Here is a 12,534-nt window from a genome sequence, read left to right as displayed (position 1 = left end):
GTGATGGCGAATACGTCGAGATCACGAACCTCGACTCGTCGCCGGTGGACATGACGGGATGGGCGTACGGAACCGCAGCGGCCCCTGGCACGGTGTCGCTGTCGGGCTTCGGAACCCTCGCTCCGGGCGAGTCGGCGATCGTCACCGACGTCACGGCGGCCGAGTTCCGCAGCGACTGGGGCCTCACCGATTCGGTGAAGGTCGTGAACGACGGCTCGACCGCCCTCAGCAAGGGCCCGAAGACGATCTACCTCTACGACGCGGGCAACACCACGGTGGACTCCGTGACTTACGCGTCGGGCTTCCTCTCTGGCAAGGGCGTCTCTGCCTGGGTCGACGCGGCGCATGTTGGAGCGAAGGCGGACACGACCGGCTGGACGATCTCGACGACGGGAGACTCCGAGGCCAGCTGGACCAGCGCCACGAAGTCGGTCGGCTCGCCGGGCATCTCGACCCTCTCCTCGCGATCGACGGCCGCGCCCGACGTCGCCATCACGGAGTTCGCCTACGGTGGCCTGGCCGCGGGAGCGAACGGCGACGGCGAGTATGTCGAGGTGACGAACGTCGGGCGGACGCCAACGGACATGGCGGGATGGTCGTACACCACGACGGCCGCAGCGCCCGGCCCGGTGTCGCTGTCGGACTTCGGCGTCCTCGCTCCGGGCGAGTCGGCGATCGTGACTGACCTCACGCCGGCCGAGTTCCGCGCTGAATGGGCCCTCTCCGACTCGGTGAAGGTCGTGAACGACGGCTCGACCGCCCTCAGCAAGGGTCCGAAGACGATGTACCTCTACAACGCGGCCGATGCTCTGGCCGACTCGATGACTTACGCGTCGGGCTTCCTCTCGGCCAAGGGTGTCTCGGCCTGGGTCGACGCGGCGCATCTCGGCGCGAAGGCGGACACGACCGGCTGGACGATCTCGACGGCGGGAGACTCCGAGGCCAGCTGGACCAGCGCGCACGGCGCGGTCGGCTCACCCGGCGCTTCGAGCTTCGGCATCCACGCGGCATCCACCGTCCACACCGCTCCTGGTGGCGGAACGACGCCGCCACCCCCGACGGACCCGAACTACGCCGACGTCGTGATCAACGAGATCACCTCGGACAACGACGGCATCGGCTTCGCACCGCTGCCGACCATGTCGGATGCGATCGAGCTCTACAACACGGGCACCCACACCGTGAGTCTCGACGGGTGGAGGCAGGTGGACAGCGGTCCGGCAATGTCGGCCGCGGTGTTCTCGGCCGGCCTGTACGTGAATGGCGTGCTCTCGACGAGCATCCCGGCGGGTGGCTACGGCGTGTTCCAGTCGACGGCGGGACTCAGCAGCGGTGGTGACGCCGTGAAGGTCTACACGCCGGACGGCACGCTCGTCGACGAGCTGGACTACCTCGCGGGCCAGGCCGGCGTCGACGAGGGTGTCAACGTCGACCACACCTATAAGGCCCTCGCCGCCTGTCCCGACGGCTCGAACGCCTTTCTCGAGGTGCCGAGCGCGAGCTTCGGCGGTTCCAACGTCAACGCCTGCGCCGACGGCGTACCCCCGCTCACGACCGGCGCGGCCCCCGAGGCGCCCTGCCAGACCGAGGATTCGGGCGATGCCCCCGGCACCGTGCCGACTTCGGCTCTCACCTGGCCCGGCGACCCGAGCCCGGCCACGATCGATGCGCAGTGCTCGTGGGTGACGACGGAGTCCGGTCAGGACCTCAGCGGTCTCGCCTTCGATCCGGCAAACGCGAACGTGCTGTACGCGGTGAAGAACAAGAGCCACGTCTACCGCCTGCTGAACTCCGATGGCACCTGGGTCAAGGACACCGCCAACGGCTGGGCCGCCGGCAAAGACATCCGTTTCCCCGGCGGAACCGGTGCACCCGACAGCGAGGGGCTGACGGTCGGACCCGACGGTGCACTCTACGTCACGACCGAGCGTGACAACGACAACTCGAACGTGCCCCTCGACTCGATCCTCAGGTTCGATCCGACCTCCGCGGATGCCACTCTCACCGCCACCGAGCAGTGGGTGCTGACATCGGACCTCGGCTTCGCTCCCACGGATGCTGCCGACGCGAACCTGGGTTTCGAGGGCGTCACGTATGTGCCGGATAGCTTCTTGGTGAGCCAGGGCTTCCGCACCGACGCCGGCGCGCTGTACGACCCGGCCGACTACCCGGGCAAGGCTCTGCCGGGCCTGTTCTTCGGAGCGGTCGAGAAGACAGGGCACCTCATCGCCTATGCGCTGAGCAGCGATCACAGCTTCACGCGGGTCGCAGACGTCTCGAGCGGGCTGCTCGGCGTCATGGATGCCCAGTTCGACCCCGACCTCGGGGAGATCTGGGCGCACTGCGACAACACCTGCGGCAACGCGACGGGCCTGTTGAAGATCGGCACCGACGGACACTTCACGGTCGACCACTACTACGCCCGTCCCGCGAACCTCCCGAACTACAACCTGGAGGGCTTCGCCGTCGCACCGGTCTCGACCACGGTCGACGGTCAGCGCCAGGTGCTGTGGACCGATGATGGCAACCGCTTCGGGCACTCTCTGTGGGCGGGCACCATCCCGGTCGTCGTGCCCACGCCCGTCGCCACCCTCTCCGTGACGACCGCGACTCCGGGCCAGGCGCTCACGCTGACGGTCACAGGCCTCACACCGGGCACCGGGTACGAGGCCGACCTCCACTCCGCTCCGGTCTTCCTCGGCAAGGGCGTGGCGAGCTCGTCGGGCACACTGACCCTCATCGTGACGATTCCGGTGGGTACCGCCGCAGGTGAACACACGATCACGATCTCCCCGACCGCGGATCCGTCCACGATCGTCGCGACCGTGGCCCTCACGGTGCGCGGCATCCTCGCCTCCACTGGTGCAGATCCGCAGTCGGCGCTCGCCGCGGGCGCCATCCTGCTGCTGCTCGGTGCCGTATCGCTCCTCGCGCGCCGCACCAGGCGCCGGCGCAGTTAGGAGAAGGCGGCAGGGCAACGGGTTCCCTGCACTCGATCGTGGCCACGTTGGGTCGGCTCATCCGGCCTCGCGAGCGGCCCAGTCCGAGAAGGATGTGCCCTGACGGCCGAGCACTTTCTGGATCCCGTCGCTCAGATACGCGTCCTGTCCCTGGCGGATGCCTTCGAGCATGGCCAGCCGCCACGTGATGTATCCCTCCGGGGTCGCGGCCTCACGCAGTCTCACGGCGTACAGCTCAAGCGGCTCATCCTGAAATCGAAGGGAGCGACCGGACGCCGAGCCCAGAATCGTGACCGCGTCTTCGAAGGTGACGGCTTCCGGACCGGAGATCTCGATGGTCTCGGTGAGCCACTTCTCACCGGTAAGCACTTCTGCGGCGACCAGGGCAATGTCTTCGGCGTCGACGAAAGGTTCCGCGCCACTCCCGACGGGGGGCATGACGACGTCGTTCTGTGGCACGAACATCGCCTCAGTGAAGTTCTGGGCGAAGTGTGTCGGGCGCAGGATCGTCCATGCGACGGGGCCTGCGATCAATGCGCGTTCTGCTCTCGCGACAGCTCCGTCCGGGAGGAATTCGACTCCTCGTGCTGAAAGGAACACCGCATGCTTGACGCCTGCCGCATGGGCGATGTCCAGCACCCTGGTGAGAATCCCGGACCAGTCTGTGGCCGATCCTGGACCGACGATGAAAACGCCGTCGACGCCGTCGAATGCAGCACGGAAGCTTTCGGGCTTGTGCCAGTCGAACAAGACGTCGCCCGTCGTACGGCTGGCCACCCGAACCGCGTTGCCTGAGCGACGAAGGACCCGCGTCAGCCGACCTCCGACTTTCCCGGTGCCCCCGAGGACGAGGAATGTGTTCATGTGGTACCTCCGTGGTGATGAGTTCGTGATTGCGAACGCGCGAGAAGACGGTCACCCAGGCTGACCGCAGCGACACCGATGATGACGATGGCGCCGCCGAGGTATTCGACCGGAAGGGGGATCTCCCCGAGCCAGAGGAATGAGATCAGGACCGCGACCGCGGGAACGAGGTAGAGGAGGGAGGTGGATGTGACGACCGGCAATCTGCCGACCGCATAGCCCCAGAGCACAAATCCGACGGCGGAGGGCAGAACGCCGAGATAGATGGCGGCCAGCCATCCTTCATGGTGCGCCGTGACGAGCTGGTGCCAGCCGAACGGCACAAAGGGCACTGTCATCACAGCGCCGGCCACCATCATGTAGGTCGCGACCTCGAGAGCGGAGTAGGTGCGAAGCACCAGGCGAGAGAGCGGGTGATAGATCCCCTGCACGACCATGGCGCCCACGACGATCCACACGGTCGCGCTGAGGCTGAGGCCCGCTCGAGCCAGGCAGACGACCAGCACTCCGGCGACGGCGCAGATGCTTCCCGCAACGCGCACGGCGCTCAGTCGCTCCTTGAACGCGACCACGGCGATGCCGACCGAGACGAGCGGCGCTGCCGCAACGATGATGCTGGACGTGCCCGCCGGCACGAACACCTCACCGGTGTTCAGGAGCAGTTGGTACGCCGTCATGCCGAAGAACGCGCAGAGCAGTATCAGCGGGATATGGCGAGCAGCGGGCGGACGCACCTTGCCGATCGGCGCGAATACGAGCAGGGTGATCGTCGCGACAACGATGCGCACAAAAGACAGGCCGACCGGGCCGAGCTCCGGAGCCGCGATCCGGATCGCCGGAAAAGCGCTCGCCCAGAGGAATACGACCCCCAGCCCTGCAGCCAGCACGCGAATTGACGTCATAGCCGAAGCCTGCGCTCCCTAATAGCTAATGTCTATTTACTTTTTATTCGCATTAAGATAAGCCTGGCTATGTGTTAGATATCCGCAAACTGAACATGCTCGCAGAGCTCGATCGCCTGGGAACGATTGCCGCCGTTTCGAAGTCGCTTCACCTGACGGCACCCGGCATCTCCATGCAACTGACCGCCCTCGAACGGGAGATCGGCGTGCAGCTCACCGAACGTCAGGGGCGGCGCATCGTCGTCACCCCGGCGGGCAGACTGCTCGCTCGCCATGGCAGCGCCATTGTCGACATGCTCACCGTTGCCGAGATGGAGGCCACGGCCCTTCGCGATGGAGCGATCGGCACCTATCGGATCGCCGCATTCCCGTCGGTGGCACGGGCCGTGATCCCCGAAGCCTGGCACGAACTCGCCACCGGCGAAGGACCCGGCATCGAACTCCGTCTCATCGAGATGGAACCGAGCGACGCGCTTCCCGCGCTCTCGTCAGGGGAGGTCGAGCTTGCAGTGGCACACCGCTATTCGAACATGCCACCCATCGCGGGGGTCGGCCTAGACCTCACACAGATCCGGAGCGAGAAGGTCTACCTCGCGATCAGCGATAGTCAGCTGCCGACGAAGGACACCGCGATAGCCAGACTGGCTGACTTCGCCGGGCATGACTGGATCGTTCCAGGTCGCGAGTGGACGTGCTTCGACATGGTCCATCGAGCCACCGATGTCGCGGGCTTTGAACCGCACACCGTGGCCGAAGCCACGGACTACCGGGTGCAGCTCTCGCTGGTTGCCGCGGGCATCGGCGTCGCCCTCGTTCCCGAACTCGCGGCTAGTGAGGCTGCAGTGAACGTTCGACTTCTGGAGCTTGCGAACCCGATCTTCCGGCACATGGTTCTCGCCTCTCGCAGCGCATCTGCTGCGGATGCCGGGCTCAACCGAATACGCGAAGCGATCACGCGCTCAGCGGAGCGCGCACTCCCGCACCCGTCGAGCGCGATGGGCTAGGTGCTCGAAAGACTCTGCCACGGTGCCCGGCGGCCGAGTGAATCCAGAGGCCGTGGATGACGATGACGCTCTTCGCCATGCGTGCCTCAGAGGGTCTTGATGAGTCCGCCGTCGATGAGGAAATCGGATCCTGTGACATTGCCCGCACGATCGCTCGCGAGGATGAGGGCGAGGTCGGCGACTTCCGTCGGCAACGTGAACCGGCCCGTCGAGAAACCGCCCTGGCTGGCAACGACCCGGTCGCGGGCGGTATCGAAATCAACACCCATGTTTCTGGCCGCTGTTGCCGCGACGCCGTCGTCGCCTAGCCAAAGCTGCGTCGCCACCGGTCCCGGGCTGATGGTGTTGAAGCGAATTCTTTGGGCACCGAACTCCTTGGAGAGCGCCTTGGACAGGTTCCAGACGGCGGCTTTCGCTGCGGAGTAGTCGACCACGGGCGGGTCGGGCAGGAATGCGTTGACCGATCCAATCGTCACGACATTGCCGCCACCTCGTTCAATGAGAAGAGGTATGGCGGCTCGTGTGGTGCGCATCGCCGCGAGAAAACTGAGGTTGATGGTTTCCAGCCACTGTTCGTCCGTAATGGCAAGGAACCCCTCGAACCGGAGCGCGACCGCGCCCACATTGTTCACCAGGATGTCCAGTCCGCCCAACTCGGACGATCGCGCAACGAGCCGTGCCGGTGCATCCGGTACCGACAGGTCAACACTCTCGAAGACAACCGATCCGGCTGCGACCAGCACATCGAGCTCAGGTGAAGACGACCGCGAACCGGCGACGACCCGTGCTCCCTCGGCCACGAGCCCCTGCGTGATCGCGAGGCCTATTCCCTTGCTTGCGCCGGTGACGACGGCGACCTTTCCCGACAGTCCCAGATCCATGGGGCGAGACTAGGGTCGCCGCTCGCACTAAGCGTGCCCGGGCTGCGGCTAGTACTGCCGCTACCCCCCTGAGGCCAACTCGGCGAGGGCACGCTCGGAGGGCGTGCCCGGCTCGGCGTAGTACAGGAAGATCGAGTGGTCCTCAGCACCGCCCAAAGGCAGGTGAGCGTAGTGGAGTGAGAGTGATCCCACCACCGGGTGGCGCATCGGATGGGTGCCCTCGGTCATCCCCCCGATGTCGTGGTGCCAAAGCTCTCTGAATCGGGCGCTCTCCTTGGTCAATTGCGCCATGAGTTCCTGGACCCGCGCATGGTCCGGGTCCAGCCCCACTCGCGCGCGCATCAGGGCGATCGATCGCATACTCAGACCCTCCCACTCGACGTAGAGGTCACGCATGCCGGGATCGAGCAACAAGACGGCGAGACTGTTACGACCAGGCTGGTAGCCGCGGACCAATGCGGACATGAGCGAGTTGGTCGCAACGATGTCATTGTGACGATCGAGGATCATCGCCGCAGTCATTGGCCAGGATTCGATGAGCCAACGCGTGCGCTCAACCGCGGACGACGATGGCGACGGCTTTGGCCTCTCGTCGAGACGAGCGAGCGAATGCAGGTACGAGGTTGCAGCAGCGTCCAGTTGCAACGCCCGCGACAACGAGGCGAGCACCTGGCCCGTTGGACTGGTTTCCTGACCCTGCTCGAGCTTGACGTAGTACTCGGTGCTGATTCCCGCGAGGATCGCCACCTCGGATCGGCGGAGGCCAGGCACCCTGCGCTGCCCTGGGCCTTCGGGAAGCCCCACGTCGTCAGGACGGAGAAGCTCACGGCGGGCTCTCAAGTAGTCGCCGAGTAGATGAGGACTGGGCATGCCAGATTCTATCGGCAGGCCAAACTGGCAATCAGCCCGGGGTCAACCGACAAGAAAAACCGACCGAAACGGCTATCTGACCAGCATTTACTGTAGCGAGGGCGGGACTCGAACCCGCGACACCACGATTATGAGCCGTGTGCTCTAACCACCTGAGCTACCCCGCCGGGACGTAACCGGCGAACCGGGTTACGAGAGCCCCCTGTGGGAATCGGACCCACTACCTCTTCCTTACCAAGGAAGTGCTCTACCAATGAGCTAAGGGGGCGAAAGCGGCACACGGGTCACCCCGACGCCGTTTTGGCACCGTTCGAGAATAGCATCTGCGCGCGAGCCCGCCGTGCCGTCCCCCAAACCGGCTTCCGCGCATCCGGGCATCCCCGCACGGCGAGGCCGACGGGACCATGCCCTAGGGTTTTTTCATGACTAAGGCTTCCGAGTGGTGGCGTTCCGCCGTCATCTACCAGATCTATCCGCGATCCTTCGCCGACGGCATGGGGCAGGACGGGCTGGGCGACCTGATCGGGATCACGGAACGGCTGCCCGCGCTCGTCGAGCTCGGCGTCGACGCGATCTGGCTGTCGCCGTTCTACACCTCGCCGCAGAAGGATGCCGGCTACGACGTCGCCGACTACTGCGACGTCGATCCGATCTTCGGCACGCTCGCCGACTTCGAGACGATGGAGCGGCGGGCCCACGAGCTGGGGCTGCGGCTCATCGTCGACCTCGTGCCCAACCACACCTCCGACCAGCACGCCTGGTTCCGGGAGGCGCTCGCGGCCGGCGAGGGCAGCCCGGAGCGGGCCAGATACCTGTTCCGCGACGGTAAGGGCGAACACGGCGAGCTGCCGCCGAACAACTGGGAGTCGGTCTTCGGCGGTCCGGCCTGGACCCGCGTCACCCGGCCGGACGGCAGACCAGGCCAGTGGTACCTCCACCTCTTCGACGTCTCACAGCCCGACCTCGACTGGGAGAACCCGTGGGTACGCGAGCGGTTCAGGGACATCCTGCGCTTCTGGCTCGATCGCGGCGTCGACGGCTTCCGGGTGGATGTCGCGCACGGCCTGATCAAGGCGAAGGGCCTTCCCGACTACACGCCTCCCGTGGCCGCGGACGGCAGCACCGCCGGCAGCATGGGCGGAGGCACCTTCGGCCTCGAGCCGGAGATCAAGGCGGACGCCGAGGTCGATCCACCGACCCCGCCGTACTGGGCCCAGGAGGGTGTGCACGAGATCTACCGCGACTGGCACTCGGTCCTCGGGGAGTACGAGGGCGATCGGGTGCTCTGCGCGGAGGCCTGGGTGGACCCGCCGTCCGAGCTCGCCAAGTGGGTGCGCCCCGACGAGATGCAGCAGGCCTTCAACTTCGCCTATCTCGAGGCCCCCTGGCAGGGACCGGCGATCCGCTCCGTGATCACGACCTCGCTCGCCGCCTTCACCGGAGTCGGCGCCCCGAGCACCTGGGTGCTCTCCAACCACGACGTCGTGCGGCACGCCTCCCGGCTGGCGCTCACGGCGGAGAACCCCCAGGGGCACGGCATCGGGCCGAAATCCCTCGGCAAGCCGGTGCGGGAGCTCGGCCTGCGCCGCGCTCGCGCCGCGACCGCGCTCATGCTCGCCCTCCCCGGCAGCGCCTACCTCTACCAGGGCGAGGAGCTCGGCCTGCCCGAGGTCATCGACCTGCCCGATTCCGCGCGCCAGGATCCCACCTGGTTCCGCACGAAGCACGAACGCTACGGACGGGATGGATGCCGCGTGCCGATCCCCTGGGAGGCGGACAGGCCCTCATACGGCTTCGGCCCCTCCGGCAAGAGCTGGCTCCCTCAGCCGGCGGACTGGCACGACTATGCCCGCGACCGGCAACGCGGCCGCGAGGGCTCCACCCTGGAGCTGTACCGGGCCGCCCTCGCGCTCCGTGCCGAGCACGGCCTGGGCATGGGCGCTCTCGAATGGCTGTCCGGCTTCGGCGACGACGTGGTGGCCTTCCGTACCGGTGCGATCATCGTGATCGCCAACATCGGCGAGGCCGTGGTCCCGCTGCCCACCGGGGAGGTGCTGCTGGCCTCCGAACCGCTCGGCGAGGCCGGGCGACTCCCTGGCGACACGACCGTGTGGTTGCGCGCCTGACCTCAGTTCGCGTTGGCCTTCAGCCAGGCGAAGGGATCGACTGGCGTGCCGTCCAGATGCACCTCGAGATGGAGGTGGGGACCCGTCGCCTCGCCGGTACTGCCGACCTGGCCGAGCTCCTGGCCCACCGTCACCGCCTGGCCGACGGCCACCCTGATCGAGCCGGCCAGCATGTGGGCGTACAGGCTCTGCACCTTCTGGCCGTTGATCACGTGGTCGACCAGGACGTGGTTGCCGTAGGGTCCTGCGGTGCTGGCCTCGCTCACGACGCCGTCCGCGATGACCCCGATCGCCGTTCCCGTACCGGGGGTGAAGTCGACGCCCTCATGGAAGGTCGAGCAGAAGCTGCAGCCCGCGACGTGCCGGGCACCGAACCCGCTGCTGATCGGCACCGCGACGGGGAAGGGCCACTGGATCGTGCCGTTCGGGTCGTTGGTGTAGAGGAAGCTTCCGTTGGTCGGCACGAAATGGACCTGCTCGACGACGGCGACCACCGTGTAGGCATCCCGCGTCGGCGCCGAATCGACGACCTTCTTGTCGACGGCGAGCGACTGCGTCGACTGCCGCACGCCGCCCGCGTCGCTGGTCGCGGCTGCCGCCGCCTCACCGCCATGCAGGGCGTTCGCCGGCAACGACGTCGCCACGAGCAGCGCGGCGACCCCGAACATCGCGCTCAGGGTCACGACCTTCTGGAAGAGGCTGCGACTCGGCTTCCAGCCCCGGCGACGGGCGGATGCCTGCTGCCGCGGCTGGACCTGCCCCGAGTCGGACATCCGCCGCGACGCCGAACGGCGGGATACGGCCACCTCGCGCTCCCGAAGCTCACGACGGGAGGGGAAGGGCCGATCGATCTGCGTGTGCCCCGGCTCGGGCGCCTTCTCCAGGCCGTCCGAGTCGAGGGTTCCGCCGCTGACCGTCACGCTATCGAACCTGCCGGAGGGTAGGCCGAAGCGTCACGACACGCGCTTCGGAAACAGAGAACACAGCGGGTAATCCTTTGGTGACGGCATGATGCCGGGCTGGAGCAAACCGTCGGAACGACTCTCGGTGTGACAGGGTCACGGTTATAACGAATTCATAAAGAATAGGCGAAGGACCGGCTCCGGGACAACTATCCGACGAGATCGAGCAGCACTTCTTCGAGCCGGGCCGCGACGGTGGGCTCCGCCGCGAGCGTGAAGGCCTGCGAAGCCGGGGCGCCGCGCAGGCCGCCGACGCTGGCGCCGGACTCCGCCGCGATGAGCGCGCCCGCCGCGTGATCCCAGGGGCGCAGCCCGCGCTCGTAGTAGGCGTTGAGCCGGCCGCAGGCCACGGCGCAGAGGTCGAGGGAGGCTGTGCCCATCCTCCGGATGTCCCGCACCCGATGGATGAGGCCGGCGACGACGGCGGCCTGCTCCGTCCGCACCTCGGCGAGATAGCCGAACCCGGTGCCGACGAGGGCCTGGGACAGCTCAACCGGGGGTGCGACCCGGATGCGCCGATCGCCGAGGAACGCCCCGCCGCCGGCCGTCGCCGTGAACAGTTCGCCGCTAGCGGGGTTGACCACGACCCCGGCGAGCGCCGACCAGGTGGTCGGCTCCGGCTCCCCCTCGACCACCGCGATGCTCACCGCGTAGTGCGGGATCCCGTAGAGGAAGTTCACCGTCCCGTCGATGGGATCGACCACCCAGGTCAGGCCGCTGCTGCCGGCATCCGCCCCGCTCTCCTCGCCGAGGAAGCCGTCGTCGGGGCGCGCCTCGGCGAGGAGGGAGCGGATGAGCGCCTCGCTCTCCCGATCGGCGAAGGTCACGATGTCCTCGGTCGACGACTTGCTCGCGGCGACCTCCACCCCCTCGGCGCGGCGGCGGGCGACGAGCTCCCCCGCGGTCAGGGCGATCTCGCGGGCGAGCCCGAGGAGTTCGGTGGTGCCGTCCATGGTGATGCCTTCTGCCTCTCGACGTACGGAAAACGCGCATGGGCCCGGTTCCTCAAAGGAACCGGGCCCATGTCATCACTGCGATCTGTGGCAAGTGAGGGATTCGAACCCCCGAAGTCTACGACGGCTGATTTACAGTCAGATCCCTTTGGCCACTTGGGTAACTTGCCATATGCGCCCATCAAGTTTACTCATCCTGCGGAACGCTCGTCCAAGGATACAGGGTCCACGGAGGTTGAGAAATCGGCCGTCAGCGGACATCCTTCGAGTACGCGGTCGCGTAGCGGATGATGTCGGTCAGATACTGCCGGGACCCGTTGTATGCGAGCACCGCCGTGCGCCAGCCGTCCTCCGACCCGAGCTTCTGACCGCCGGCCCTGCACAGGTAGTGGGCCGCCGCGAGCGTGGCGTCGTCGATGTTCTGCGGATCCTCGACGCCGTCGCCGTTGCCGTCGACGTGCCAGTTGCGCCAGGAGTCCGGGATGAGCTGCATGGGCCCGACCGCGCGGTCGATCGTCGGGTCGCCGTCGATCGTGCCGCCGTCGGAATCGGGGACGTTCGCCACGGCCCCGCCGGCGAGCGGAACCCCGTAGACGGGCGGGCTGACGAGCCCGTTCGAGTCGATCTTTCCCCCGAAGATGGTGCCGTGGCGGGACTCGACCTCGCCGATCGCCGCCAGCGTGTTCCAGCCGATGCCGCAGCCGCTCCCGGCGTCCTCGATCGTGATCGCCACTCCGGCGTAGGCCTGCAGCGCCCTCGCCGGGATGCTCGTTGCCGCCGCGGCCCCGGCGATCCAGTCGGAGTCCGCGAGGCCGGCGACCCCTCGGCCCACCGGCGCGGAGGCGCGCTCAAGCGGGGCCGCCGTCGCGAAGGCGGGCAGCGCATCCGTCGTCGTCCGATGACCGGCCTTCTCCGGGGCCGACAGCAGGACGATCGAGGTCACGATCGCGGCCGCCGCGACGACGGAGGCGGCCGAGACGAGGACGATCCGCGCGATTCGCATGATGCCTCC

General features: G+C 67.3%; 10 protein-coding genes and 3 tRNA genes. 3 read left to right on the top strand and 10 right to left on the bottom strand.

Annotation, left to right across the window (positions count from 1 at the left end):
- On the top strand, positions 1 to 2,960 hold a 2,960-nt coding region (locus VGC18_RS10405; RefSeq protein ID WP_331097010.1), incomplete at its 5' end, for a lamin tail domain-containing protein.
- Positions 2,961 to 3,017: 57 nt separating this feature from the next.
- On the opposite strand, the gene VGC18_RS10400 is transcribed toward VGC18_RS10405, so the two are convergent.
- Positions 3,018 to 3,824 (bottom strand): NAD(P)H-binding protein, encoded by an 807-nt coding sequence (locus VGC18_RS10400; RefSeq protein ID WP_331097007.1) that lies wholly within the window; start codon positions 3,822 to 3,824, stop codon positions 3,018 to 3,020.
- The gene (locus VGC18_RS10395) at positions 3,821 to 4,726 is read right to left on the bottom strand and encodes a DMT family transporter (RefSeq protein ID WP_331097005.1); all 906 of its coding nucleotides are present in this window, start codon (positions 4,724 to 4,726) and stop codon (positions 3,821 to 3,823) included. Before VGC18_RS10395 ends, VGC18_RS10400 begins: the two co-directional genes overlap by 4 nt.
- A gap of 71 nt (positions 4,727 to 4,797) precedes the next feature.
- Here VGC18_RS10395 and VGC18_RS10390 point away from each other — a divergent pair, with 71 nt between their 5' ends.
- A complete protein-coding gene (locus tag VGC18_RS10390) occupies positions 4,798 to 5,730 on the top strand; it encodes a LysR family transcriptional regulator (RefSeq protein ID WP_331097003.1) in 933 nt (310 codons plus the stop codon).
- Positions 5,731 to 5,816: 86 nt separating this feature from the next.
- Here the strand turns inward: VGC18_RS10390 and VGC18_RS10385 are convergent, their stop codons facing one another.
- The 4 genes from VGC18_RS10385 to VGC18_RS10370 all read right to left on the bottom strand — a co-directional run bounded on the left by VGC18_RS10385 (position 5,817) and on the right by VGC18_RS10370 (position 7,749).
- Positions 5,817 to 6,611 (bottom strand): SDR family NAD(P)-dependent oxidoreductase, encoded by a 795-nt coding sequence (locus VGC18_RS10385; protein ID WP_331097001.1) that lies wholly within the window; start codon positions 6,609 to 6,611, stop codon positions 5,817 to 5,819.
- A gap of 60 nt (positions 6,612 to 6,671) precedes the next feature.
- A complete protein-coding gene (locus VGC18_RS10380; RefSeq protein ID WP_331096999.1) occupies positions 6,672 to 7,481 on the bottom strand; it encodes a helix-turn-helix transcriptional regulator in 810 nt (269 codons plus the stop codon).
- A gap of 93 nt (positions 7,482 to 7,574) precedes the next feature.
- Positions 7,575 to 7,648 (bottom strand) — tRNA-Met (locus VGC18_RS10375).
- A 29-nt stretch (positions 7,649 to 7,677) separates the two neighbouring features.
- Positions 7,678 to 7,749, bottom strand: a tRNA-Thr gene (locus tag VGC18_RS10370).
- A gap of 154 nt (positions 7,750 to 7,903) precedes the next feature.
- Here VGC18_RS10370 and VGC18_RS10365 point away from each other — a divergent pair.
- Positions 7,904 to 9,607, top strand: coding sequence for a glycoside hydrolase family 13 protein (locus tag VGC18_RS10365; protein WP_331096997.1), 1,704 nt, complete (start codon positions 7,904 to 7,906; stop codon positions 9,605 to 9,607).
- 2 nt (positions 9,608 to 9,609) lie between these two features.
- Here VGC18_RS10365 and VGC18_RS10360 read toward each other — a convergent pair whose 3' ends face one another.
- From VGC18_RS10360 to VGC18_RS10345, 4 genes are all read right to left on the bottom strand, one after another.
- Entirely contained in the window at positions 9,610 to 10,527 is a 918-nt protein-coding gene (locus VGC18_RS10360; RefSeq protein WP_331096995.1) for a M23 family metallopeptidase, read from the bottom strand.
- Positions 10,528 to 10,718: 191 nt separating this feature from the next.
- Positions 10,719 to 11,522 (bottom strand): inositol monophosphatase family protein, encoded by an 804-nt coding sequence (locus VGC18_RS10355; protein ID WP_331096993.1) that lies wholly within the window; start codon positions 11,520 to 11,522, stop codon positions 10,719 to 10,721.
- Between the two features lie 88 nt (positions 11,523 to 11,610).
- Positions 11,611 to 11,692 (bottom strand) — tRNA-Tyr (locus tag VGC18_RS10350).
- An 80-nt stretch (positions 11,693 to 11,772) separates the two neighbouring features.
- A partial coding sequence (locus VGC18_RS10345) for a lytic transglycosylase domain-containing protein (RefSeq protein WP_331096991.1) occupies positions 11,773 to 12,534 on the bottom strand: 762 nt, incomplete at its 5' end.

This window comes from Lacisediminihabitans sp., from assembly GCF_036404185.1.
Lineage (GTDB): Bacteria > Actinomycetota > Actinomycetes > Actinomycetales > Microbacteriaceae > Lacisediminihabitans.
The sequence above is the reverse complement of the archived record's forward strand: the minus strand, read 5'-3'. Positions and strand labels throughout refer to the sequence as shown.

Excerpts from the sequence above, each read along its gene's own strand:
- VGC18_RS10400 (WP_331097007.1), bottom strand. The coding sequence starts at position 3,824 with ATGAACACATTCCTCGTCCTCGGGGGCACCGGGAAAGTCGGAGGTCGG.
- VGC18_RS10395 (WP_331097005.1), bottom strand. The coding sequence starts at position 4,726 with ATGACGTCAATTCGCGTGCTGGCTGCAGGGCTGGGGGTCGTATTCCTC.
- VGC18_RS10385 (WP_331097001.1), bottom strand. The coding sequence starts at position 6,611 with ATGGATCTGGGACTGTCGGGAAAGGTCGCCGTCGTCACCGGCGCAAGC.
- VGC18_RS10380 (WP_331096999.1), bottom strand. The coding sequence starts at position 7,481 with ATGCCCAGTCCTCATCTACTCGGCGACTACTTGAGAGCCCGCCGTGAG.
- VGC18_RS10365 (WP_331096997.1), top strand. The coding sequence starts at position 7,904 with ATGACTAAGGCTTCCGAGTGGTGGCGTTCCGCCGTCATCTACCAGATC.
- VGC18_RS10355 (WP_331096993.1), bottom strand. The coding sequence starts at position 11,522 with ATGGACGGCACCACCGAACTCCTCGGGCTCGCCCGCGAGATCGCCCTG.